This window comes from Actinoplanes sp. URMC 104, assembly GCF_051386375.1.
Classification (GTDB): domain Bacteria; phylum Actinomycetota; class Actinomycetes; order Mycobacteriales; family Micromonosporaceae; genus Actinoplanes.
Map to the genome: position 1 here is coordinate 2,673,174 of NZ_JBPQTO010000002.1, position 22,705 is coordinate 2,695,878.

22 protein-coding genes and 1 pseudogene are annotated in these 22,705 nt (G+C 66.9%); 11 read left to right on the forward strand and 12 right to left on the reverse strand.

Annotated elements, in window-relative coordinates:
- Positions 1–113: 113 nt before the first annotated feature.
- Complete coding sequence (locus tag ACSNN8_RS13485; RefSeq protein ID WP_436649238.1) at positions 114–449, forward strand: cold-shock protein; 336 nt, start codon at positions 114–116, stop codon at positions 447–449.
- 137 nt (positions 450–586) lie between these two features.
- On the opposite strand, the gene ACSNN8_RS13490 is transcribed toward ACSNN8_RS13485, so the two are convergent.
- From ACSNN8_RS13490 to ACSNN8_RS13510, 5 genes are all read right to left on the reverse strand, one after another.
- Positions 587–922, reverse strand: coding sequence for a hypothetical protein (locus tag ACSNN8_RS13490; protein WP_436649240.1), 336 nt, complete (start codon positions 920–922; stop codon positions 587–589).
- A 458-nt stretch (positions 923–1,380) separates the two neighbouring features.
- Positions 1,381–2,787, reverse strand: coding sequence for a nickel/cobalt transporter (locus ACSNN8_RS13495; RefSeq protein WP_436649242.1), 1,407 nt, complete (start codon positions 2,785–2,787; stop codon positions 1,381–1,383).
- Positions 2,784–4,064, reverse strand: a complete 1,281-nt coding sequence (locus ACSNN8_RS13500) for a DUF3500 domain-containing protein (protein WP_436649244.1) — start codon at positions 4,062–4,064, stop codon at positions 2,784–2,786. Before ACSNN8_RS13500 ends, ACSNN8_RS13495 begins: the two co-directional genes overlap by 4 nt.
- A 447-nt stretch (positions 4,065–4,511) precedes the next feature.
- Complete coding sequence (locus ACSNN8_RS13505) at positions 4,512–5,270, reverse strand: ABC transporter permease (RefSeq protein ID WP_436649246.1); 759 nt, start codon at positions 5,268–5,270, stop codon at positions 4,512–4,514.
- Positions 5,267–6,211 (reverse strand): ABC transporter ATP-binding protein, encoded by a 945-nt coding sequence (locus ACSNN8_RS13510; RefSeq protein ID WP_436649248.1) that lies wholly within the window; start codon positions 6,209–6,211, stop codon positions 5,267–5,269. The genes ACSNN8_RS13505 and ACSNN8_RS13510 overlap by 4 nt, the downstream gene beginning before the upstream one ends.
- Positions 6,212–6,286: 75 nt before the next feature.
- Here ACSNN8_RS13510 and ACSNN8_RS13515 point away from each other — a divergent pair, with 75 nt between their 5' ends.
- A complete protein-coding gene (locus tag ACSNN8_RS13515; protein ID WP_436649250.1) occupies positions 6,287–6,925 on the forward strand; it encodes a TetR/AcrR family transcriptional regulator in 639 nt (212 codons plus the stop codon).
- Positions 6,926–6,988: 63 nt separating this feature from the next.
- Here ACSNN8_RS13515 and ACSNN8_RS13520 read toward each other — a convergent pair whose 3' ends face one another.
- Both ACSNN8_RS13520 and ACSNN8_RS13525 read right to left on the reverse strand, forming a co-directional pair.
- The gene (locus ACSNN8_RS13520) at positions 6,989–8,098 is read right to left on the reverse strand and encodes an FAD-dependent monooxygenase (RefSeq protein WP_436649252.1); all 1,110 of its coding nucleotides are present in this window, start codon (positions 8,096–8,098) and stop codon (positions 6,989–6,991) included.
- Positions 8,099–8,125: 27 nt separating this feature from the next.
- A complete protein-coding gene (locus tag ACSNN8_RS13525) occupies positions 8,126–9,565 on the reverse strand; it encodes an MDR family MFS transporter (RefSeq protein WP_436649254.1) in 1,440 nt (479 codons plus the stop codon).
- A 122-nt stretch (positions 9,566–9,687) separates the two neighbouring features.
- On the opposite strand from ACSNN8_RS13525, the gene ACSNN8_RS13530 reads away from it, so the two are divergent.
- A complete protein-coding gene (locus ACSNN8_RS13530; protein WP_436649256.1) occupies positions 9,688–10,251 on the forward strand; it encodes a TetR/AcrR family transcriptional regulator in 564 nt (187 codons plus the stop codon).
- A gap of 115 nt (positions 10,252–10,366) precedes the next feature.
- Here ACSNN8_RS13530 and ACSNN8_RS13535 read toward each other — a convergent pair whose 3' ends face one another.
- On the reverse strand, positions 10,367–10,684 hold the full coding sequence (locus tag ACSNN8_RS13535) for a putative quinol monooxygenase (protein ID WP_436649258.1): 318 nt from the start codon (positions 10,682–10,684) through the stop codon (positions 10,367–10,369).
- 83 nt (positions 10,685–10,767) lie between these two features.
- Between ACSNN8_RS13535 and ACSNN8_RS13540 the strand changes: the two genes are divergently transcribed.
- Together ACSNN8_RS13540 and ACSNN8_RS13545 are read left to right on the forward strand one after the other, a co-directional pair.
- Complete coding sequence (locus ACSNN8_RS13540) at positions 10,768–11,487, forward strand: TetR/AcrR family transcriptional regulator (protein WP_436649260.1); 720 nt, start codon at positions 10,768–10,770, stop codon at positions 11,485–11,487.
- 560 nt (positions 11,488–12,047) lie between these two features.
- Complete coding sequence (locus ACSNN8_RS13545) at positions 12,048–12,755, forward strand: CAP domain-containing protein (RefSeq protein WP_436649262.1); 708 nt, start codon at positions 12,048–12,050, stop codon at positions 12,753–12,755.
- A 253-nt stretch (positions 12,756–13,008) separates the two neighbouring features.
- On the opposite strand, the gene ACSNN8_RS13550 is transcribed toward ACSNN8_RS13545, so the two are convergent.
- Positions 13,009–13,746: a class I SAM-dependent methyltransferase gene (locus tag ACSNN8_RS13550; RefSeq protein ID WP_436649264.1), complete on the reverse strand. Its 738-nt coding sequence runs from the start codon at positions 13,744–13,746 to the stop codon at positions 13,009–13,011.
- Between the two features lie 847 nt (positions 13,747–14,593).
- On the opposite strand from ACSNN8_RS13550, the gene ACSNN8_RS13555 reads away from it, so the two are divergent.
- Together ACSNN8_RS13555 and ACSNN8_RS13560 are read left to right on the forward strand one after the other, a co-directional pair.
- Positions 14,594–16,021, forward strand: a complete 1,428-nt coding sequence (locus ACSNN8_RS13555) for a diguanylate cyclase domain-containing protein (protein WP_436649567.1) — start codon at positions 14,594–14,596, stop codon at positions 16,019–16,021.
- A gap of 203 nt (positions 16,022–16,224) precedes the next feature.
- The gene (locus tag ACSNN8_RS13560) at positions 16,225–17,403 is read left to right on the forward strand and encodes an EAL domain-containing protein (protein WP_436649266.1); all 1,179 of its coding nucleotides are present in this window, start codon (positions 16,225–16,227) and stop codon (positions 17,401–17,403) included.
- 127 nt (positions 17,404–17,530) lie between these two features.
- On the opposite strand, the gene ACSNN8_RS13565 is transcribed toward ACSNN8_RS13560, so the two are convergent.
- Positions 17,531–17,803 carry a three-helix bundle dimerization domain-containing protein gene (locus ACSNN8_RS13565; protein ID WP_436649268.1) on the reverse strand — a complete coding sequence of 91 codons (273 nt, stop codon included), beginning with the start codon at positions 17,801–17,803 and terminating at the stop codon, positions 17,531–17,533.
- A 161-nt stretch (positions 17,804–17,964) separates the two neighbouring features.
- On the opposite strand from ACSNN8_RS13565, the gene ACSNN8_RS13570 reads away from it, so the two are divergent.
- From ACSNN8_RS13570 to ACSNN8_RS13580, 3 genes are all read left to right on the forward strand, one after another.
- The gene (locus tag ACSNN8_RS13570) at positions 17,965–18,141 is read left to right on the forward strand and encodes a hypothetical protein (RefSeq protein WP_436649270.1); all 177 of its coding nucleotides are present in this window, start codon (positions 17,965–17,967) and stop codon (positions 18,139–18,141) included.
- A 91-nt stretch (positions 18,142–18,232) separates the two neighbouring features.
- Positions 18,233–18,637: an STAS domain-containing protein gene (locus tag ACSNN8_RS13575; RefSeq protein ID WP_436649272.1), complete on the forward strand. Its 405-nt coding sequence runs from the start codon at positions 18,233–18,235 to the stop codon at positions 18,635–18,637.
- Between the two features lie 305 nt (positions 18,638–18,942).
- Positions 18,943–19,122 carry a hypothetical protein gene (locus ACSNN8_RS13580; protein ID WP_436649273.1) on the forward strand — a complete coding sequence of 60 codons (180 nt, stop codon included), beginning with the start codon at positions 18,943–18,945 and terminating at the stop codon, positions 19,120–19,122.
- Positions 19,123–19,290: 168 nt separating this feature from the next.
- Here ACSNN8_RS13580 and ACSNN8_RS13585 read toward each other — a convergent pair whose 3' ends face one another.
- Positions 19,291–19,635, reverse strand: coding sequence for an STAS domain-containing protein (locus tag ACSNN8_RS13585; RefSeq protein WP_436649275.1), 345 nt, complete (start codon positions 19,633–19,635; stop codon positions 19,291–19,293).
- Between the two features lie 479 nt (positions 19,636–20,114).
- Here ACSNN8_RS13585 and ACSNN8_RS13590 point away from each other — a divergent pair, with 479 nt between their 5' ends.
- Positions 20,115–20,879 carry a TetR/AcrR family transcriptional regulator gene (locus ACSNN8_RS13590; RefSeq protein ID WP_436649277.1) on the forward strand — a complete coding sequence of 255 codons (765 nt, stop codon included), beginning with the start codon at positions 20,115–20,117 and terminating at the stop codon, positions 20,877–20,879.
- Positions 20,880–21,161: 282 nt separating this feature from the next.
- Here ACSNN8_RS13590 and ACSNN8_RS13595 read toward each other — a convergent pair.
- Positions 21,162–22,534 (reverse strand): annotated as a pseudogene (locus ACSNN8_RS13595) (IS1380 family transposase).
- Positions 22,535–22,705 lie beyond the last annotated feature (171 nt).

The window sequence follows — 22,705 nt, forward strand, 5'->3', positions numbered from 1 at the left end:
GGCCTGCCGCGAGTCAGCTTCGCTATGGAAGACATCACTTCAGCACGCTCCACCGACGACGGACCCACGGAGCTGAGCAACACGTCGCCACGGCCAGGTGCAACACTGCTTCGGTGACTACGGTCGGAACCGTCCGGGAATGGCACGCCGACGAGGGCTGGGGAGTCATCGACTCCGACGCCACCCCCGGCGGATGCTGGGCCGGCTTCAGCAGCGTCTTGATGAGCGGCTACCGCTTTCTCATCCCTGGGCAGACGGTCTCATTCGAGTTCGAGACTGGCTGGCAGGACGGATACGACTACCGCGCCGTCGCCGTCTGGACCGGCAATGACCGCCCAGCGGCACCCGCCCTTCAGCAACCGTCGGCGGCCTACCACAGCATCTTGCGCCTGGAGTTCGACGCACCAACAGACGGCGACGCTACGAACCGAGCAGATCAACCGCGGTAAGACTTGCCCAGGGTTCCACCGCATGGTGCGCTGCAGCCGATCGCGTAAACGCTGCAGGAGTTACGAGACATCCCTTAGATGTCGATGGCATCCGCGCCCGCCCGGAGATTAGGTGCACGTCGGAGGGCTGCCCGGAACTAGAGGATGCCCGCAGCCACCGTCGCGAACCCCGGCCTTCCGATCACTTCGGAGGCGGCTGGCGGCTCGACGGTCACCGGTACGCCGAAGTCCGAGAATTGGATCACGAACATGTCATCGGCGGACTCCCCGAATCCGCTGCTCACACGCGTTAGCCGACCGGCCGCGTCGAGTTCCGCCGCGAAGTAGCCGTCCTCGGCTTTCGCTTGCCGGACCATGGTGCCCACAAACGAGCGTTCACCAACTCGGACGACTTTCGTGCACTCGATGTTGTACGCCGTCTGCTTGATCCACTTGTTGAGCTCCTTGGGGTGGAACACCTTGTAGGGAGGCATCCGCAGGACCTTGACCCAGACGTCGTCCCGAGGCGCCGAACCACGGATCCCTCCGAGCTCGTCTCGTAAATGCCGGTGGCTGCGTCCACCGCCCCGGTCAGCCTCATCGCGCACGGCACGCCACGGGCCAGCGTGAATGTGATCCGCACGGATCCGGCGATTCGTGCGACTGCTTGTGCGTGGGGTCGCAGAAACACTGCATTGTTCGTGAACTTAATCAGCTGAGCGTTGGCGACATCGAGTCCAGTTATGGCCTGCACGTCTTCAAACGCTGCGTGCAGTCGCTCGACAAACGCTGCGTGCAGTCGCTCGACCGTGATCCGCCACGACGCGGTGAAGTACCGCTTGTCATCCCTTGAGGATAGCAATGCGGTGGGCAAGGCCCTGGGCGCCTTCGTCGTGCGGATGCGGCTAGCCAGCAACAGAAATCGAACGACGATTTGTTCCGGCGCCTGCCCTCACGAGAGCAGCGGCAGCCCGGCTTGGAGACCCTTCACCAGCAGCCCGGCACCGAGCGCGGTGACGACCAGCGCGCTGATCGCGGGCAGAATCTTCGTGCATCGCTGAGCAGCCCCTTCGAAGCGGCTGATCAGGGCGCGGGAGCGGACCAGCATGACACCCACGCCCATCAATACAGCGGCGAGGCCGAGGCTGAAGGACAGGATCAGGCCGAGGCCGAACACGGTGCGATTGACACCGACCGCGACGACCATGACGCCGAGAGCTTCGGGGCAGGGCACGAGACCGCCGGAGATGCCCATGGCGATGAGGCTGCGCGGGGTGATGCCGCCGGCGGGTAGGGCGTGGGTGTGCGGTCGGCCGCCGTGCTCATGTACGTGGCTGTGGTCGTCATGGGGGTGGCTGTGCTCGGCTCCGACGACGACCGGGTCGCGGTCGTGCACGTGAACGCGGTGCGCGACTCCGGCACGCCGGCGGCGCCGGATCAGCCGCACGCCGATGGCCAGTACCAGGACGCCAGAAATGATTTCCAGGGCTGGCACGAGCACGCCCGGTATGAGGAACCGGCTGGCGAACAAGGCAATGAGCCCGATGACGATGACCGATGCCGTGTGAGTGAAGGTGACGACCGCGCCGAGCGCCAGGGCGTTGCGGGTAGTGCCGCCGCTGCCGACCAGGTACGCCGCCATCAGGGTCTTGGCGTGCCCCGGGGTGAGGGCGTGCAGGGCGCCGAGCAGGAGCGCCATGGCCAGCGCGAACAGCACGAGGGTCATGGACAACGATGACGAGCCGAGAAGGCCCGCAAGTCGGCCGGTCGGCGCGCTTTTCGCTTCAGTCGGTGGAGGGGCGTCAACCGCCACGGCGTCGATGCGGTAGTCGATGCGGCTCTGCCGCTGTGCCTTGTCGCGGTGCTGCTTGCCCACGGACACTGACGGCTTCTTGCCGATGAGCCCGTTGACCTGATAAGTGGCGCCCTGCGGCGCGAAGTCGTTGCGAAAGACCACATTGTGGCTGCCCACGGTGGCAGGCGCGCCGGACGCTTGCGCCTGGATGCGCACCGTCCCGTACCCGGCTTGAACGGCCAGATACGACGGCACGTCGACCTTCGTGATAGTCAGCGCCAGCGTCCGATCGTCGGCGCTCACGGATACGTGCTGAAAGACCCGGCCGGCGTACGCGTCCGCCTCGGCCTGGGTGATGTGCCGGTCGTGATCGGTGTCCAGATCGGCCAGCGCAGCAGGTGCGACGAGCACGCCGGGGGTCATGGCGAGTTCGATCGCGATCGTGGACGGCGCAGGGGTGATGTACGCGGCCTGCAGATAGACGTCGAGGGGGTGCGCTGCAGCCGGCTGGGCCGGCAGCAGCGCGATGAAGAGCGGGACGATCAGCAGGAGGAGGCGGTTCACGAGCAGACCGTGCCGCCGTAGTCGTTGGTCGGGTCGCGGTAGATGCCGTGGATGTGGTCGGCGGCGTCGCCGCCCATCGACTGCGGCGAGTACTCGATGACCAGGTGCGGGCCGGTGACCCGGAAGTACGACGAACTGCCCGCCGTGGTGGGGCCGTACCAGGCGAAATAGGTCTTGGGCAGATCGGTCTTGAGCTGCGCGAGCCGGTCGGCGGCCTTTTGATCGTTGGCCAGCGAGCCGTACTCGTCGATCAACTCCAGGAATGCGGCTTGCTGGTCGGCGGACATGTCGGCGCCGGCCAGACCCTCGGACGGGATGGTCTTGCAGTCCTCACCGGGGCCTAGCACCAGATCGATGTACCTGTCACCGAGGACGGCCTTCTTCTTGTCGCCCGCGTCCAACGAGTTCACCAGCGCGGTCGCCTCGTCGATGATGTCGCCAAGCGGCCGGACCTCAGTGCCGTCGGCGGTGTACGTGCCAGGCTGGGCGCCGATGAAGCTTGGTGTCATCGACACGTCGTCGCCCTTGACCGTGGCATTGACCGTCACGTGGTGGCCGCCGAACTGCCACTGCCACGCCTCGGTGTCCGACGGCTCGCCGATGATGGCCATCCAGTAGTACTGCTTGCCGTACTGCATGCCGCCGGTACCCGCGCCCGGTGCTGCCCCGCTCTGCCCCGTGCCGGGGTTTGCCCCGCTGCGATCCGCGCCGTTCGGCGGGCCGCCAGAACCGCCCGGGAAGCCACCGCTGGGCCGCCCGCCGGACCCGCCGGGAAATCCGCCGCTGGGCGGCCCGCCTGAACCGTTATTGGCTCCTCCGCTCGCTGTCCCTTGACCGCTGCTGTCCGTGGCGGCGAGCGCGTCGTCGGCTGCCCATTCCGCCATGACGCGGTTGTAGCCCTCGGTGCTCATCGTGGTCCGCATAAGCGTCAGGAAGGCGTCGACTTTGCTCTGATCGAGGTTGCCGACCATCAGACCCTGCCGGGTGAACAACCCTTCCGGGAAGTTTGACCAGCGCTGCTGCTGCTCCTTGTCGCCACGGTCGAACAACACACTGTCCTTTTCCGCGCTGCTCAATGTGCCCAGGAACGCATTCGCCGCCGCCACAATGCCCTTGGTATCCGACCCATACGAGGCGGCCGAGCTCGACGAACTACTCGAAGGTGAGGATGCCTCGTCATTGCCGCAGGCCGCCAGGCTGGCCGCGACAAGACCGGCCGCAGCGATTCGGCTCATACGGGCGGCTGCGCCGGGCAATTGAGGAGGAAAGAGCCACATGACACGGAGCTTAAGGCAGACATCTGTCACACGCGCCTCTTTCGCACCTATGCATCTGCTATGAATCGAATGATGAACAGATAGCCCATAGCGCATCGGGGTGTACTTGGCGGATCATGACGCCGGGCTTTTGGATAATGTGGCACCTTCGGCCGACGGGTGCCGAGTAGGTGATCGTGGAGCCGTCGCTGCCCGAGCAGGGTGAACGTGACAGCAGCTCATGATGTATCTGCCGTGGCAAATCTTTGTATCGGTGACTCCGTCGATGGCAGCGCGACGGCGTCTGGGTGTGCTGTCCACGCCCAATCCTCGCGCGCCGCGCTCCGCGGGAGCGTTGTCGGAAGAGCTTGTTGAAGTGTTGGACCGGCGGAGCGTAGGGACAACCGCGTGATCTGCAGAGCCGGGACAGTCGTGAGAAGACCTCCCGGAGTAAGGCGGGGCATGGGGTCAGACATCGCGGAGGCGGAACACCGCGTGGCTGGCCAGGCTGATTCCGGCGGCCGCCAGTGTCAGGATGACGAGCCCGGCCACCGGAGCGACCATGCCGTCGACCGGGACAACCGTGTAGGCCGCTTGGCCGGCGGTGATGGGCCAGAGCCGCCCGAACAGCTCCCCGAGGACGCCGGGCAGGTTCGGACCGAGCGCCGGCACAAGTAGCAGGCCTCCGACGAGAACAGCGAGACTGGTGGTGGCCGATCGGGCCAGCACGCCTACCGCGAGGCCGAGCAGGGCGATGAGTGTCAGATAGAGCGTGGCGCCGAGCAGAGCTCCGGCGACACCGGGATCGGCGAGGCCGGCCGCGGGCAGGCCTGCGCCGTTGAGCATCAGCTGCACCACGGCGAAGCTAAGCACGGTGGTGACCAGCCCGACCATCAGCCCGATTCCGGCCACCACGACCGCCTTGGCGGCCAGCAGGCGCGAACGCGACGGGACGAAAACCATGCTGGTGCCGACCATTCCGGTGCCGAACTCGGGCGTCATGCTCAGTGCGCCCAGCATTCCGATGATCAACTGCGCGAAGAGAAAGCCCTTGAGGCTCATCGCCGTGGGATCCCACCCGCCGGGAAGGTCGGATGCTGACGCGTTGAGCACATCCGTCGCGCCCAGAACGCTGAGCGCCACCCCGGAGACCACCGCGCTGACCGCCGCAATCCAGGTGCTGCGGACACTGCGCATCTTGGTCCATTCCGAACGGATCAAATTCATGACGGGTGACCTCCGTACTCCGTGGCGTCGTGAGTGAGTCGCAGGAAGACGTCCTCGAGCGATTCGCGCACCGGGGTGAGCTCGCCCAGGGCGATGTCGTCCGCGGCCGCGATCTTGCCGATGTCCCAGGCGTCCGTGCCGGAGACCAGCAGGGACGAGTCGGGTTGCACGGCGAAGATCACCCCGGCCTCGCCGAGCGCCCGAGCAAGTGCGTCCGGCGACGCGGCGCGCACCGTGACCGCCTGGGAGGTGTTGCCCTCGACGAACTCTTGCAGGGAGGACTCGGCGATGAGCCGGCCCTGCCCGACCACGATGACGTCGTCCGCGGTGAGTTCGAGCTCCGACATCAGATGACTGGAGAACAGGATCGTCCGGCCCTCATGAGCCAGATCGCGCATCAGGGTGCGCATCCATCGGATTCCCTCCGGATCCAGACCGTTGAGCGGCTCGTCGAGCACCAACACCCCGGGATCGCCGAGCAAAGCGGTCGCGATCCCGAGTCGTTGCTGCATGCCTAGGGAGAACTCTCCCGCCCGGCGTGCGCCAGCGCTCGTCAGCCCTACCAGGTCCAGCACCTCGCCGACCCGGCTGCGATCAAGGCCGGCGGCATGGGCGAAGGCGAGCAGGTGGTCTGCCGCCGTGCGGTGCGGGTGCACCGAACGGGCATCGAGCAAGGCGCCGACGGTGCGTGCGGCGTCGTGCAGTTCCCCGATCCGCCGGCCACCGATCGTGATCGTGCCGGCGGTCGGCCTGGACAGTCCGAACAGCATGCGCATCGTCGTGCTCTTACCCGCCCCGTTCGGTCCGAGAAATCCGGTCACGACGCCCGGCCTCGCGGTGAAGGACAAGTTATCCACAGCCAGCTTCGCGCCGTACCTCTTGGTCAAACCTCTGGCTTGAACCTCAACGCCCTCCGGCGGGTGGCTTCCCAACTTCGTCATGCCCTAAAAGTACACCGACTAGTGCACTTAGATAAGGGGAGATGTCCGTTGAGTCAGGTGAAGTAGGCTTCTGCCGTGCCGAGGATCGATGCGGAGCTTCAAACTCCAGGCCGCCGCCTGCGCTCGGAGGGAAAGAAGACCGCCATCCTCGATGCGGCCGAAAGCCTGTTCGTCTCGGACGGGTACGAACGGACTACCGTGGACGCCGTCGCAGCGCGCGCCCACGTCTCCAAGCGGACCCTCTACAACCACTTCAGCGACAAGGAGATCCTCTTCCTGAGGGCACTGAGTCGCGTGAACGAGGCGCTGCTGAGCACCATCCGCGCCGCCATCGACGAAGAGCTGACCACGGGGCGCGACCTGCGCGAGGCGTTGACAGCCTTCGCCCACCGCATCGTCGATCGGGCTTTCGGATCCTCCGACTACCTGACCTTCCGTCGGTTGGTCGCCCAACATCAATCGGTACCCCGCCTGCCCGACGCGATACGTGACCGTCCGCTGGGGATGCTCGAGCAGCGATTCGCCGAGCTGGCGGCAGACGGCACGATACGAGCTCCCCGTCCCCGTCTCGCGGCACGGCACTTTACGGCGCTGACCATCAGCCTCGCTCAGGAAGCTCTTTCGGACTACGAAAAGCAAAAGGACGCCGCACCGCCGGACCTCGAGGCCATCATCGCCGACGGCGTAGACGCATTTCTGCGCGCATACCGGTGACGGATGGTGGTCAGCGTTGACCCAGGCCGCATGACGGTGTGACCTCTGCTCGGCGTCCCCGGCTCAGTGGTCGGCCGCGGCCCGCAGGCGTGCGTTCCGCATGTCGAGGTCCGCCTGAGTGGCCGGCACCACGAGGTCCCCACCTGGTCCGGCACTGGCCTGCGCGCGCGTGACGTGCGGCCGCTGGTTGTCCTCGTAGTCGCGGAACGCTGCCGCGAGGTCCGTCGGATGCGCGCGCAGCGCCTGGGCGAGGAACCAGGTGCCGGTGATCGCCAGCGAGGCGCCGCGCCCGGACAGCCCGGAGGCGCAGTGCGCGGCGTCGCCGACGAGCACGACCCGGCCCTGGTGCCAGCCCGGCATGTGGATCTGGCTGACCGAGTCGAAGTACAGCTCGGGATCGTCGCGGACCGCGTCGAGGATGGCCGGCACCTGCCATTCGTGGTGGCCGGCGAACGCGTCGAGCAGAATCTGCTTCTGCGCCTCGAGATCGTGGTAGTCGTAGTCGATCCAGCCGGACCGGAAGTTCATGACGCCGAGGGCGACGTCGCGGTAGCGGGTGATACCGATCATGTGACCGGGCCAGTTCAGGATCGGGTTGCCGGGCTCACCGCCGCGCTCGGCAGGCAGGTTCGTCAGTGCGACGTAGAACCCGAGGTGCCGGAGATACTCGCGTTCCGGACCGAAGATCAGCCGTCGGGTCAGCGAGTGCATGCCGTCCGCCCCGACGACCATGTCGAAGTGATCCTCGCGGCCGGAGAGGAAAGTGACGGCGACGCCGTCGCCGTCGTCGTGCAGCTCCTGGATGGATTCACCGAAGATCAGCAAGGTCGCCGGGTCGAGTGCCGCGTGCAGAATGTGGGCGAGGTCCTCGCGGGGGATCTCGATGTCGTCTTCGGAGTCGCCGACCTCGTCACCGGGGAGTTCGGCGAGGACGGTGCCGGCCGCGTCGACGAACCGGGTTCGCGCGGTCATGGTGACCCGGCGTTGCCGGATCTGGTCGAGGATTCTCATCCGGCCGGCGACGTCGATGGCGTCGCCGCGGATGTCGATGGGTGATCCGTTGACGCGCAGGTGGCCGGCGCGTTCGACGATGGTGACGTGGTGGCCGAGGGCGCCGAGGTTGATGCCGGCGCTGAGACCGGCCATGCCGGCGCCGGAGACGAGGATGCGCATACTGGACTGCTCTCTCTCGGATCGGATCTATCGGGTGGCGGTTTGCAGCGCCGGCGCGGCCGAGGCGGACGGGCTTTTCGGTGCGGACCGGGGCAACAGGAACGACAGCGGAACGCCGAGGGCGGCGAGTCCGGTCGCCCACCAGAAGGCGGTGCGGAAACCCTCGACGAGGCCTGGCAGGCTTTCGGCGGTGATGGCTCCGGTGAGGATCACGGCGAGGACGGCGACGCCGAACGAGCCGCCGATCTGACTCGCGATGCGGCTGATGGTGCTGCCGTGCGGGACGTCGGCGCGCGCCATCCCGACGAACGCGACAGACATCAGCGGGATGGTGACCGCGCCGAGGCCGAACCCGCGCACGAGCAGTGCCGTCATCAAGATCCCTTCGTTCGTGGATGGGCCGGTCAGGGCGAACGGGACGGTGCCGGCTGCGACGATGGCGAACCCGCCGACGCAGAGCCAGCGGGCACCGAGGCGATCGGCGAGCTTCCCGGCGGTGGAGCGGCTGAGTACGGTGCCGACGCCCTGAGGGATCAGGAGCAACCCGGCGCCGAGCGCGTCGGCGCCGCGCAGCTGCTGCCAGTAGAGCGGCAGCAGCAGCATCGCGCCGTAGAGGGCGATGCCGGACAGGAACAGCAGCGTTGAGGACGTCGCGAGCGGACGGTGGGCGAGCAGGTGAACGTCGATCAGTGCGGTGCCGCGGTGTCGCAGCGCCCAGGCGGTGAAGCCGGCGAGCAGTGCCAGGCCGCCGACGAACGGGACAAGGACATCGGTGCGGCCGAAGCCGCCGTCGCGGGTCACGTTCGACAGTCCGTACAGCAGGCCCGCGATTGCCGGTGACACCAGCAGTAGCCCGACGAGGTCGAGCTTGGGCCGCTTCGGCGCTGGGGTGTCGCCCGGGACCAGGTACCAGGCCAGGACCAGGCCGGCCGCGCAGAACGGCGCGTTGACCCAGAACAGCCAGTGCCAGCTGAGGTCGGCAAGGATCAGGCCGCCCACGACGGGGCCGAGGATCGGGCCGAGTGCCGTCGGCAGGCTCATGGTCGCCATGACCCGGCCGAGATTGCGGCCGTGCGCGGCCTGGATGACCAGCGTCGTCATCAGCGGCAACATCGCCCCACCGCCGAGGCCCTGCAGCACCCGGAACGCGATGAGCGACGGGGCGTTCCAGGCCAGGCTGCACAGTACCGAGGCGATCAAGAAAACCGCCAGGCACAGCAGCCACAGCCGCTTGCCGCCGAGCCGGGCCTGGGCCCAGGCCACGAGCGGGATCGCGACGCCGAGCGCGAGCAGATAACCGGTGCTGACCCACTGGATCACGTCGACCGAGGTATGCAGATCGACCGCGAGCGTGCGCAGAGAGACACCGACGATCGTGGTGTCGAAGACGACCGCCAGCACCCCGACGACCACCGCGACGATGGTTCGCCGCAGTTCCCGGTCGAGCCTGCCATCGTGAATCGCCATCCCGGCCTCCCTAAGAAACTTCTCGTATCTTATTCGTATGGGATCATGGTTCGGCAAGGACAGCGTGAAGGCAGGATGTAGTGACGCAGGACACACCGGTCCGACGCCGGCGTGGAGCCGCCTTGAAGCAGGCGTTGCTCGACGCCGCCTGGGCGGAGATCTCGGAACGTGGCTACGAAGCCCTCAACTTCGACAGCGTCGCGGCCCGGGCCGGCACGAGCAAACCCGTCGTCTACCGCCGCTGGCCGAGCAGGGCCGAGCTCGCCCGCGCGGCGTTCCGGCACGTCATCGGGCGAGACCCGATCGCCGTGCCGGACACCGGCAATCTGCGCGACGACGTGGTCGCGCTGCTCCGGCAGGTCAACGAACGCCGGGTCGGCATCGCCACCGTTCTGGTCGCCCAATTAGGCGATCTCTACCGGGCCACCGGCACCAGCATCGAGGATCTTCGGACATCACTGGCCACCGGCCAGGAGACGGCGATGGAGCAGATCGTCGGCCGGGCCGTCCAGCGCGGCGAGATCAACCCGGCGAACCTGACCGAGCGGATCATCCGGCTTCCGGTCGACCTCTTCCGGCACCAGTTGCTGATGACCGCCCGGGCCGTCCCCGACGCCGACATCATCGAGATTGTCGACACCATCTTCACGCCCGTCGTCACGCGCACGACACTCACCGACGCCTGAGGCGGTTCCCCGGCTTGCTCATCCGCCACCGCATGTGGTGAGCCGGCGCAGTACAGTCGCGCCTCGAACGCCGCGACGGAGCGGCTGGCTCCTGGTCCGCCCCGGCCGCGGGCAATCAGCTCGAGGAAACGATGTGCACGCCGACGCGCATGGAAGAGTCGAGGCCTTCCTCATCTGCGAGCAGGTCGAACACGCGCTGATGCGGCTCGTCGTGCACGGGGTCGGAGTAGTGGCGGTCGAAGGACTCCTGGTCGCGGTAAAACTCGAAGGCCCACATCACGTCGGCATTGGCGTCGTCGCGGGAGACTACCCAGTCCACGGGGCCGTCCGGGTCGCCGGTGTGGTGCAGATCGGTGATGAGCTTGAAAAGCTCGTCCCCCTTGCCGGGCTTGGCCTGAAAACGCAGTACGACTCCGGGCTGATTCCTGAACATGACCGCCTTCTCTCTCGCGGTTTATGGAACGTTGTTCCAACTACTAGATTGGAACAGCGTTCCATGCCTGTCAAGATGAGCGAGTGGACAGCGACTCGCAGGACAGACTGAACCGGCGGCGGCGAAACAATCCCCTCACGGCTTCCAGGATCATCGAGACGGCCATCATGATCCTTGATGCGGACGGAGAGGAGGCCCTGACGGCGCGATCGCTGGCGCGTGCCCTGACCACCGGTGCCGGCGCCATCTACAACCACGTAGGAAGTAAGCAGCAGATCCTGGCCGCGGCCGCCGCGCAGCTGGTAACCCGAGCCGTGTCCGCCGAACCGCGAAGCGTCGACGCCGCCAGCAACCTCCGGCAGCTGATGCTGACCCTCTTCGATGTGATCGACGAGCACCCATGGGTAGGCGCACAGCTGACCGATCAACCCGGCCAACCCGCGCTGCTGGAAATGTTCGAGAGCATCGGCCAGCATCTCGACGCCCTGAGAACCAGCGAAGCGCAACGCTTCCATGCGGCATCGGCATTGATGAACTACGTCCTGGGCGTAGCCAGTCAATATGCCGCTGCGGCCCGCCGCGCCCGCCAAACGGACCGAGGCACGTTCTTGGCCGACATCGCCAGCGACTGGCGCAGCGGTCAACGCGCCTCCACGCACCCGTTCGCTTACCGCAACGCGCCCCAGCTGGCCGAACACGACGAGCGCCAGCAATACCTCGCAGGCGTCAACTTCCTGCTCATTGGCATTCTCAACGCTCCACCGTCCACCGGCGATCCCGTGCCATCCGATCCAACAATCTGAGAGCGGCGCCATGTGCGCCGATCAAGGCGTGGATCCGGAAAGCTGTATGAACGAGGCCGTCCGACTCGACGCCGCCGCGCGGTGTAGGCCACATCGCCGGCGGCGATGCTGTCAAACTTGTCATCCCGGCTCCCCGGCGACACCTTGATCATCAAGAGGATTGACCGGCTCGGCCGAACCCTCCCAACCTGGGACGACATCGTCGCCGCTTTGAAGCCCGGGGGCCGGCGGCAACTCGCTGACCAACGGCACCGTCGACACCACCACCGTGCATGGAAAGCCGCCCTCGGCGGGTTCGCCCTCGTGGCCCAAAGTACGAAGCCGCCCACACCAAGAAGGCACCTCGTTGGCTAGTCGCCGCATGCGCCCGAGGCCGCACCGGCCAACTCCAATTCATTGGCGGAGCTATGCCTCGTACGCGGCGTTGTCCGGCTTGGTGAGCAAGCTCTGTGCGTGGCATCTCGGTTGTCGAACGGTGCCTTCAGGGTGTTCTCCTCGGTCGCCGTCCGCGACCGCCGAATCAGACGGTGACCACGTCGACCGCAACGAGGAGGCTCATCGTGACCCGAACGCTCCGCCGCGCCGCCCTTACCGCCGCGATCATCGCAGCACCCGTGCTCACCGTCGCCGGCCCAGTTCTCGCGGCATCCGCGGCACAGCCAGTCACGGCCGGTGTCGTTCTCGACTCGGGCCACCCGCACGGACAGCAGGACCAGCGCAGCGACAGGTGGAACCGAAAGCCGAACACTCGTCCCACTCGGCCGGCGTACCCCTTCGCATCCCGGCCGACCAGCAACCCCGTGCCGAGCACCTCGACCAAGCCGGCCGATCCGACGGCGACACCCGTCCCAGGATCGTCGCCGGCCGTGGCGCCGGTGTCCTCCAATGACATGGAGACGCAGGTGGTCACGCTCACGAACGTTGAACGGGCCAAGAACGGCTGCGGCGCGCTGCACATCGACAGCCGCCTGGTCGCCGCCGCTCGGGCGCACAGCGCCGACATGGTCACCAACAACTTCTTCGACCACACCGGGTCAGACGGCAGCAACTTTGTCGTCCGCGAGGCTCGAGCCGGCTACACCACCGGCGCATCTGCGGAGAACATCGCCTGGGGCTACCCTACGCCGCAGGCAGTGGTCACCGGCTGGATGAACAGCGCCGGCCACCGCGCCAACATCCTCAACTGCTCCAGCGTCGCCGTGGGAGTGGGCGTGGCCTATGCGGCCGACGGTTCCATTTACTGGACCCAGAATTTCGGGCGAATTTGACCACCGCCGCGCAAGTATCTGAGCCATCAGCGGTCGAGCAGCGCCACGTACGAAGGCGTGGCGCTGCTCGCGGCTGTCGCGTCGGGTCATTCTTCTGCGAAGTAGCTGCCTTCGGCGTGCAGTGAAGGCCCAGTTGTTTTCGCACAAGTCGCGGAGTGGTGTTGCTCCCGAGTTCGGCACCAAATGTCGCTGAGTTCCGGCGCCGGTCAGCACGTCATTCACGCAGGGTGGCTGGCGGGCTGTCGGCACTTTTCTAGCTTGGTTTGCGGGCGCTGACCAGGTGGGTCGAAAGCCAGGGACCGCTCCACCACAATCGCCAGCCCAGATTGCGCCGGCTCACGTCGAGCATGCCGAGGTGCCGCAGTCGTTGCTGATACTGACGGGTGCCACCCAGGTCGGCGATCAGCAGTCGTCCTCCGGGCCGCAGCACCCGCGCCGCCTCGTCGATCGCGCGGTCCCGGTCCTTCTGCGCCTTCAGGTTGTGCATCGCCACATTGGAGACCACGACGTCGAACGATTCATCGGCCAGCGGCAGCTCGAGCAAGTTGCCGGTATGGAGCTCGACGCGGTCCGTCACTCCCGCGGCGGCCGCGTTCCGCATCGTCGCGTCCGGGCTGTTGCCCGACTGATCGGCCCGCCACAGGTCGACGCCGACCGCTCGTCCGGTCGGAACCCGCTGCGCTGCGGAGATCAGCAACGCGCCGCGACCGCACCCGAGATCCACGATGTTCTCGTTGCCGCGCAGGTTCAGCCCATCGAGCAGCCGCCCCCAGACGACGAACTTCCCGACGCGGGAGGCATAGAGGGCCAGTACGCAACAGGCCAGGATCAGCGCGACGCCGACCAGCGGCCAGAACGTCCGCTGGACGACAGCCTGGGTGATACTGCCGACGATCAGCACCGCGGGCACGATCAGAAGCCGGGGAGCGTCGATCCCGTAGTCGCCCGCCGGCCGAGCCGTCGGCGTGCCTGCAGCTCGATCTTGATTCACGTCGGAGTACGTTAGCCACTACCCACGGGGCTCGCTGCCCCGCCGAACGACCACAGCGTCGACCCGACGACCCCCGGCGGTAGCCGTCTCGCATGGCGCGACGCACGGATCCCGGCGGATCCGCATACTCATGCCCCGAGTGGTCTCCTAATGGCTTCACGACGGCAAACGTCTCGACTCAATGATCTCGGGCAGAGGCTGGCCGGCTCGCGCGCCGGCGTGGCGCAACTGCCGTTCGACGGCAACCACAAATCCATGCTGCGCTGCGCGATCAGGCACTTATGCGGCCAAAGCCGCGGGCCGAAACCGGGTGCTCCGTCCCGCCAATCGCCGGAGGACTTACAGCTGGCAACGGACCAGCACGAGCCTCCTGCCCTCCACACAACCCCACCCTCTGAAGACGGCGCCCTACGTCGATAGTCCGCGGAGTTTCTCGCTGTATGGAAACAGGGAGAGCCGACCAGCGGCGACTCGACGGCGTGGACAGGAAGCTCCATCAGCTTGCGCTGAGGAAGGCCGGGTTCGGCTGCAGAAGACCTCGTTTTATGGTGCCACGAGCTTGTCGAATTGAAGTAGGTCCTGGTCGGCGTCCTAGCGCTCACCATTGGTTGTATAACCGCGACACGAAAACTTCCGGCGTAGTAAGCACGGTCGCAGCGACTTCGAATGATGCAGGTACGTCCAAGAAAGCAGGCTTCCTGCCTCGCCTATGACTGGGGCGCTAACTTCTACGCCGTGCCTTGCGGATGCGTCGTTGTCATCCTCAAGACGGTCAACGGACGCAGGGTAATCTGCGAAGCAGACACGACGTCCTAAAGACGGGGTCGTTGGTGCCGACTTGGCAGTCATGACTCGCCGGATGCTTTGGTTGTATGTCGCCTCGGCCGGGATTACTGCTGCGGCGGCGGGTGTGACGTCCGGGCGCCCGTCCGGCAATCTGGTGTACTTCAGCGCGTACCTGAGCATCGTGGTTCTTGTCTGCTGGACCGCAGTGGGCCGGCGCCGCAGCGGAGATCGCACACCCTGGGTGTACGTTGCGCTAGGGCAGGCCGCCTGGCTCGCAGGCGACGCCGTCTACCCGATCAGTACGTTGCTGCAGCGCAGCAACAACGAGTCAGCGTCGGCGGCGCTGTGGACCCTCGGCTACTTCGCCTATGGTGCGGCACTGTTCGCGATGGCGCGACGCCGCGCCGGCCGGCGGCTACGACCCGCCGTGCTCGACATGCTGACCCTGACCGTCGCGTCCTCGATCGTGATCTGGGTGGTCTTCGTCTCGCCGTACCTGGCGGAACTGGCCACTGACCCTCTCGAGGGCTACCTGTACGTGATGAGTCCGCTGGGTGACATCGGCATCCTGGCCGGGGTACTGCTGCTGGTGCTGTCACCTGGCCGGCGAACCGGTGCAACCCGGCTGCTGTTGCTGTCGGCGATCTTGCGGATCGTCGCCGACCTCGGTATGAGCTTCATCCCCTCGCTGGAGTTGGCGATGGCGGTCGGCACCGGTGTGATTCTGCTGAGCAACTCACTGCTCGCCGCCTCCGCCCTGCACGTCAACAGCAGCGAGCTGACCGTCGCAGCCCACCAGGCACCCACCTTGCATCTCGCCCGGGTCTGGTTCCTCGGAGTAGGTTTGCTGACCGCGCCGGCGGCCCTGTTCGCCCGCCGCGACTACGCCGAAGCCGAGCGGGTCCTGCTGTTCGCCGCCACGGTGGCCACCGCCGCACTCATTCTGGCCCGGTTTGCCACCGCGCTGCGCTCACTGGAACAGGCCGAACGCACGCTCAGCTACCGCAGTCGTCACGATGCGCTGACCGGGCTGCTGAACCGGGCCGCGCTCGGCGAGGAACTCGACGCGTGTCCACCTGGCTCCACCGTGCTCTACCTCGACCTCGACGGCTTCAAAACGGTCAACGACACCGCCGGACACGCCGCCGGTGACACGATCCTTCAGGCTGTGTCCCAGCGGCTGAAAGCTGCCGTGCGTGACTGTGACCTGGTCGCTCGGCTGGGCGGCGATGAGTTCGCTGTGGTCCTGACCGGCCTCGGCAGCACCGACGGCGTCCGGGTCGCCGACCGCATCCTGCGCGACGTGGCAGTGCCGGTCGACCACGAGGGAGTCTGGTACACCGTCGGCGCCAGCATCGGCATCGCGTGTCCCGCAGACACCGACGCCCCATGGCGACCCGCAGCCCTGCTAAGCGCCGCCGATACCGCCATGTATCAGGCCAAACGACTCGGCCGTGGCCAGTGGATCCTCGCCGACGTGCCTGCCTAACTCCTTATACACACAAGGAGCACTACCGCCGGCCTGAGGCAGGTGAACACCGCATTCATCGAAGCGGGGGGTTGCCTTCCCGGCGAAGCGACGACTGCGTCGATTGACGTCGCCGTGTGGCCGGCGAAGGAAACATCATGCCTTGGTCCTTCGACTGGCGGGCGATCTGCCGATAGGCAGGATGACCTGCTACCAAGGAGCCCATGGTGCACACCGCTCACCCGGCGATGCCGGCGCCTCCGGCCACTGCCATCGACGCGGTACTGACGGGGCGGCTCGTCAACCCGACATACCAGCCGATCGTGGACTTGTCCACCGGGGCCACGGTGGGGCTGGAGGCGCTCGCGCGTGGGCCGGCCGGCACCGACCTCGAGTTCCCCGACCGGTTGTTCGCCGCCGCACATGAGGCGGCGCGGCTCGGGGAGCTCGATATGTTGTGCTGCGAGCGTGCGATCGAGAACGCCATCGCGACGCCGATCCCGCCGCCATTGCTGTTCATCAACGCTGAACCGGGCGTGCTCAACCAGCCACTGTCGCCGCGTCTGCTGGAATTGTTGCACGAAGGTTTACCGTTCCGAGTGGCGCTGGAGTTCACCGAACGCGCACTCCCGGCTGTGCCGGGCAGTCTGCTGCGTCTCGCCGCGCAGGTGCAGCAGTGGGGCAACAGCCTGGCGCTCGACGATGTCGGGGTCGACCCGATGTCGCTGATCTTCCTGCCGATCATCGAGCCGGAGGTGATAAAGCTCGACATGAGCCTCGTTCGCAACCCCCACGCCGCGCACACCCGGCTGGTGTGCGCCGCGGTGGGAGCGGAAGCGCGGCGCACCGAAGCTGTAGTAATCGCCGAAGGCATCGAAACTCCCGAAGACCTTCGCGCCGCGCGCGAACTCGGCGCGCACTGGGGTCAAGGCTGGCTGTTCGGCCGGCCAGGCCGCCTCAGCTCACTCGAACAGGTCTACCAGCCGGGCGCTGCGGAGCTCCTGCGGAGGCCTCGGCCCAATTTTCATCAGCCAGTCGGCACTCCTTTTGAGACTGCGGCGAGCCGCGCTTCGGTAATTGCCGGCACGGCCGACGAGATGGCCGCGGCGCTGACACGCCTGCGTGACATCGCTGCGGACGACGACACTTCCGTCGTAATTATCTCCGATTCCGGCGGTGTCCCGAGCCGAACGGCGGCGCTGCAAGAGCTAGCCCGCAACTCTCGGCCGGTCATCCTGCTCGACCATGCTGTACCGGACGAGTGCACCGTGGCGGTGCTGCGCGCCGGCTGCGGTTGGGCGGTAAGCGCGCGCGACTCCCGTACGGGACTGGACCTGGTGACCTTGGACCACCTGCCGGACGTGGCGACCGTCGCCCGTGTCATGCTCAGCCGGCACATCTGAGCGTTGCCCGCCGGGCGGTGAAGGCCAGTTCTTGCGTATCAGACCCGCGATTATCGGACCTGGCCACCGGGCTGTCGCGGCGAGCGGACCGTACGGTGGCAGTCGTCCGCGGGGCATGAATCCCCGGTCAAAGATCGGCGGAATCGGACGGCTCAGCCTCACTGCGGACGTGGACGGTTTCACCAGTTCGGCGCAGATCCTCGGTGACCTGCTTCTCGGTCACGGCGACCAGATGCGAGTCGACGGTCGCCTCGGCCGCGAGCCGGTTGTAGGTGGCGTGCACGCGTTCCTCGAGTTCCGTGCGGTCGACGTCGGGGAACCGCTGGCCGAGCGTCTCGAGCACGCGTTGGAGGGCAAGCTGCGGGTTGTCGACACCGTCGGGGGCGGCTGGTTCGGTCATCGCGCACCTCGTTCGTCGTCTGCGGTCGGGTAGCCGGGTGGTGCCCCGCGCCGGGGCCACGTACACGGTCGTTCGCTCAATGTTCAGCTTGTTCGACCTGCCGCGTGTCGCGTGCCGACGGAGGCTCAGCAGTGCGGTGCCTACGACTCGGGGTGGATGTGATGAGCGTTCTGGTGGTGGTGATGGTGGCCCTGCTGGGTGCAACGACATGGGTCGTGCAGGACCAGCCGTGGGCCGCCCGGCCCGCGCTCCAGCGCCGTCTGGCAGAGGCGGGGCTCACCTTGAGCGTGCTGGTCGTCGTCGTCGTCACCGCGGCGGCGGTCGTGACCTCCCAGTGACCTGGTGAACTTTTCTTGCGGCTGTCGACCCGCCACCTCGGCTGCCTCTAACCTGGCCTTGCGGCAAACGCCAGGTGACGGAGGTACTGCGATGACCGGCGCCTTGGTCGAGGTCGACTTCTGGGCCGACGGCACCCTGGTCGTGCATCCTCGGGGGCTGCTCGACGCGGGCGACGCCGTCGACCTGCGCCGCACACTCGTGCAGGCGATCCGGCATGACCGGCCGCTGCGGCTGGTCCTCGACCTCAGCGAGATCCACGGGCTCGACGCCATCAACCTCGGCACGCTCGCGGCCGCCTGCCACCTCGGCGACGACCACCATGTCGCGGTCTTCCTGGACCACCCGTCGATCGCGCTCGCCGACCAGCTGCTGGCCGCCGGCGTGCCGGCACACCGGCTTCGCCATGTCGGCGCCAAACCGCACCAGCTGCACGGTGAACAACTCCACGTCGAGCGCCCCGAAGCCTCACCGGCCAGCGCTTCCGAGCTCCCGTGACTTGATCTCGCGAAGTTCTAGCAGCTCGTAACCCACCGCGCATACGGTGTATGGCAGGCGTCGTAACGGTGACGCGGACGTGACCAGCGTCTGCGGCTGCGCGCCGGTGGTTCACGGCTGAGGAGGTCGCCATGGCGAAGAAAGCCAAGAAGGACAAGAAAGACAAGAAGAACAAGAAGTCGAAGGCCAAGAAGAAGTAGCTCGCCGGTCGTCCCGGGTCCGCGAGCAGCGCCCCGGGACGACCGTGGCCGACGCCATGTCGTTCGGATCCCGGAGGCGGAATGCACGCGGAAGTTGTCACGGCCTTGGACATCCACCTCGCCGAACTCCACGAACTACGCAGGCGGCTCACCGGCCCACGCGCGATCGAGCCGGGTGAGCGTTTCGACGTCGTCATGAAGGTCGCGGCGAGCGCGGAACGCCTGGCATATGCCGTCTACGCCCATCAGCTGTCAGACGCATCTGCCTCGCCGGCCACCTGCTGACCGGCGATCGTCCGTATCCGCTATCGGATGGCCGACTTGCCAGCGGGCTACGACCGAACGGGTCGCCGCCGCCCACGAACTGACCTGCAGGTCACCAGCCCACCGGACCAGCGGCGTCGAGAAAGCTGCCGTTGGAGCCGTCGGCAGGCAGCGTGGCGGGACGTTATCTCATGGGCTGATGTGCAGTACGTTGGCGAGATCGACGATATGAAGCACATTCTTCACCAATGGCTGGACGTTCTCCATTCGGACATCGGCGTGCCGTGCGACGGCATATCGACGTATTGCAACTAACGCTGTGATGCCAGCGGCGTCAAGAAAAGGCATGGCGGCCACATCAATCACCACATGCTTGGGTGCCTGGCGGTCGATGGCGCCGGTGACTGTTGCCTGTAGTTGTGAGGCAGTGGCCATGTCAACCTCGCCCCTGACGGCTACTCCCAGCGTCGCATCACCTTGTCGCGTCACCTCGACGGTGAACATTGACTGGGTGTTCCGTTCGAAGTCGTACACAACAGACCACTTCCAACGTCGACGTGCCGGCCGTGGCCATGTGAAGTAGTGCCATTTCCTCGGCGCGGAGGCTGACGAATTGTCGAGAGGGCCGCACGCCCGGGAGCCAACGCCCAAGTTTACGTCATAAACCGCGTGCGACGCGAGGTGCGGAGGGGTTGCCGTGAATGAACTTTCGAGGTCCTTGACGGGTACCCTCGGCAGCGGTCCGTTCCTGCCGTACGGCGAGGTGCTGCGCAGTGTCCTCGAAGGGACCTGAGCTCAGCTCAACGGGGCGGCACAGCCGTCAGGGCCGTACGATCATGCGCCGCTGCGGGCCTCAGGCCCTTGCCCATCGGCGACGCAGCCGAAGCGCTCGTCGGCCGGGCCGCTGACCGGTTCGGCTTTGGGCTGTACGACGTTATCGCGTTGCATCGGCAAGCCATGTTCGCTGCTTTCCGATGCGGCATGAGGCGCCACTCGCTGGGCACAGGTATGTCATGCAGGATCCCGACGCACCGCAGACGCGCGGCGAGGTCGCCGCAGTGATCCCCGCCGGCGCCCCCGGCTCCGGGCGCAGCGGACTGGACCAACGGCGCATCCTCGGCGCGGCGGTCCAGTTCATCGACGAGAAGGGCCTGCGCGCCCTGACCATGCAACGCCTCGGCGCCTACCTCGGCGTCGACGGCATGGCCCTGTACCGCTACGTCCCCGGCCGGGAGGCGCTGCTCGACGGGGTGGTCGAGGTCGTCGTCGACGAGCTGTTCGGGGATCCGGACGTGCATCTGGAGGCCCATGCCGGCTGGGTCGACTACCTGCAGCGCCTGGCGCACGGTCTGCGCCGCATTGCCCTGGCTCATCCCGAGGTGTTCCCGCTGGTGGCCACCCGGCCACCGTCGGCGCCGTGGGTCCGCCCGCCGCTGCGCAGCTTGCGCTGGATCGAATCACTGCTTGAGGTGATGACCGGATCCGGCTTCTCCGACGAGGATGCCGCCGCGGCCTACCGGGCGTTCAGCAGCTTCCTGCTCGGCTACCTGCTGCTGGAAGTGTCAGCCCGCGGCGTGGAGACCGGCCCGGTCGAGGAACCCGACGTCTCCCCGACCGACGACCTCAGCCAGTACCCGATCCTGCAACGCCTCGAACCTCACCTGTCGGTCGACGTCGCCGCCCAGGACTTCGAAGAAGCCCTGGAAGCGTTGCTCGATCGGATCGCCCTGCTGCTGCCACGTCGGCGTCGGCCGCACCGGCTAACCGAACATCAATAATGCGCCTGCGGCTTGTTGAACTCTTTTCCACGGTGGTCACTCAACCGGATCGGTGAGGACCTCTCGGCGGCCTGCTTGCTCGGCGTCGTCCGCGGTGGACCCGAACTCATCCCTGGCTCTGGTTGGGTGGCACGTTAGCCTCGGTCTTTCACTTGAGCGTCGCCCCATAGCCTTTGTTCGATGAATACGATTTGGGTTTTTGTCGCTGTTTTGTTGGCATGCCGAATGCCCGGCGCGGGGCCGGGTTTCTCCGTGTTGCTGGTTGAGGAGTGAGCTGCGGGGTCAGCCGGTGGGGCGGGGTAGTGCCGCGAGGTTGCTGAATGCGCTGGTCAGTGCATTTGCCCAAGGCCAGTCGGCGGCGATGGCGAGGCGGGTCCGCCGGGCGGTGGGGGTGATCCGGGCCGCGACGTGCAGCAGCCGGTAACGCAGTTTCTTGGGTTCGGCTTTGGCGAGGTCGCCGTCCAGGAGCAGGGTCTGAGTCCAGGCGAGCAGGTCGATGCCGGTCAACGCGAGTTGGAGCCAGGCCTGGTTGATCGCGAAGACGCGAGACGGGAACCGTCCGAAGCCGGTGGTCTTGCCGGTTCGGATCTTGTCCTCCACCCTGGCGTGAGCCCGATGTCGGGCTTCCAGGAACTGGATGCTGCCGGTGCCGGGCGGGGTGTCGGTGGCCACGATCTGGTGCCGCCAGCCCTCGATGGTGTCGAACAGGCTCAGTTGGGCGCCGGGATGCGGGCGTTCCCGACGGACCAGGAACCGGGTCCCTTCGGGCCAGCCGGTCGCCTCGAACAAGCCGGTGATCTCGCAGACCTCGGCGTGTTCACGCAGATCACCGCCAGTGTCGAGGGCGGGGACCCAGCCGGTCGCGGCCCGGACCGCTTCCCGGACCGCTTCGGTGATCGCGGCGCCGACACTGAATCGGATGTCGAGGTGCCGCTGGCGCCAGGACCGGATGTGGGCGAGGAAACCGTGACTGGATCCGGCCGAATCCGAGCGGAGCGGAGCAGGATCGGGGTCCCGTGTCGGTGGGCGTCGGGGATCTGGGCGAGGGCCTGGTCGAGGACGGTGATGTGGTCGGTGGTGGTGTTCGAGCCGGCCCGGCCCTCGCGCAGCACACCGGCGAGGGCCTCGCCGGTGTTGTCCAGGAAACACAGCAGCGGGTGGAACCCGAAGGTCTTCTTCCAGGTGCGGGTCGCGGACTCCTTCTCGGAGTGGCAGATCACGATGGTCGCGTCGATGTCCAGGACCAGGCCGTCCACCTTCTGACCAGCCACCATCGATTGCGGCAGGTCGCCACGGACCTCGGCGTGCTGGGCCCAGGCGACCTCACGGGCTTGGGCCCGGGCGTCCTGCAGCTCAGCCAGCATCGTGGCGTCGAGCTGCGACAACAGCCGCCACGCGGTCGGGTCGGACGCGACCGTCCCGAACAGGGCCTGCTGATTTCGCAGTACTGCCAGGTCAGCGATGGCCTCGCCGCCGTCGGCGAGCATCACGGCGAGATCGACCGCGACCCGACCCGGATCATGCCCGCCCTGCCGCTGCCGCAAGCCTGCCAATGCCTGGCCGAATGCGCTGGTCAAACCGGTCGCATCCGCCAGGTCGGCGAGCAGTCGGGCACCGGCATGACCGACCACGCCCCGCCCGTCCCCGGCCACCATGATCTTCGGACGTGTTCGGGTAATCTTCACCCAGCAAGTGCCTTCCGTGACGGGTTGATTAGGACTCTGGACAAGCCCTATTTTCCCTGATCAGAAGGCACTTCTTCGCTTCCGGTCCACTCCTTGGACAGCCCTTAACGAAGGGCCGAGGCCTAGTCCTGCACGGTCGAG

Bases quoted from the DNA above. Each gene is read 5' to 3' on its own strand.
- ACSNN8_RS13490 (WP_436649240.1), bottom strand. From the start codon at position 922: ATGCCTCCCTACAAGGTGTTCCACCCCAAGGAGCTCAACAAGTGGATC.
- ACSNN8_RS13500 (WP_436649244.1), bottom strand. From the start codon at position 4,064: ATGTGGCTCTTTCCTCCTCAATTGCCCGGCGCAGCCGCCCGTATGAGC.
- ACSNN8_RS13505 (WP_436649246.1), bottom strand. From the start codon at position 5,270: ATGAATTTGATCCGTTCGGAATGGACCAAGATGCGCAGTGTCCGCAGC.
- ACSNN8_RS13510 (WP_436649248.1), bottom strand. From the start codon at position 6,211: ATGACGAAGTTGGGAAGCCACCCGCCGGAGGGCGTTGAGGTTCAAGCC.
- ACSNN8_RS13520 (WP_436649252.1), bottom strand. From the start codon at position 8,098: ATGCGCATCCTCGTCTCCGGCGCCGGCATGGCCGGTCTCAGCGCCGGC.
- ACSNN8_RS13525 (WP_436649254.1), bottom strand. From the start codon at position 9,565: ATGGCGATTCACGATGGCAGGCTCGACCGGGAACTGCGGCGAACCATC.
- ACSNN8_RS13535 (WP_436649258.1), bottom strand. From the start codon at position 10,684: ATGTTCAGGAATCAGCCCGGAGTCGTACTGCGTTTTCAGGCCAAGCCC.
- ACSNN8_RS13555 (WP_436649567.1), top strand. From the start codon at position 14,594: ATGACTCGCCGGATGCTTTGGTTGTATGTCGCCTCGGCCGGGATTACT.
- ACSNN8_RS13560 (WP_436649266.1), top strand. From the start codon at position 16,225: ATGGTGCACACCGCTCACCCGGCGATGCCGGCGCCTCCGGCCACTGCC.
- ACSNN8_RS13565 (WP_436649268.1), bottom strand. From the start codon at position 17,803: ATGACCGAACCAGCCGCCCCCGACGGTGTCGACAACCCGCAGCTTGCC.
- ACSNN8_RS13570 (WP_436649270.1), top strand. From the start codon at position 17,965: ATGAGCGTTCTGGTGGTGGTGATGGTGGCCCTGCTGGGTGCAACGACA.
- ACSNN8_RS13575 (WP_436649272.1), top strand. From the start codon at position 18,233: ATGACCGGCGCCTTGGTCGAGGTCGACTTCTGGGCCGACGGCACCCTG.
- ACSNN8_RS13590 (WP_436649277.1), top strand. From the start codon at position 20,115: ATGCAGGATCCCGACGCACCGCAGACGCGCGGCGAGGTCGCCGCAGTG.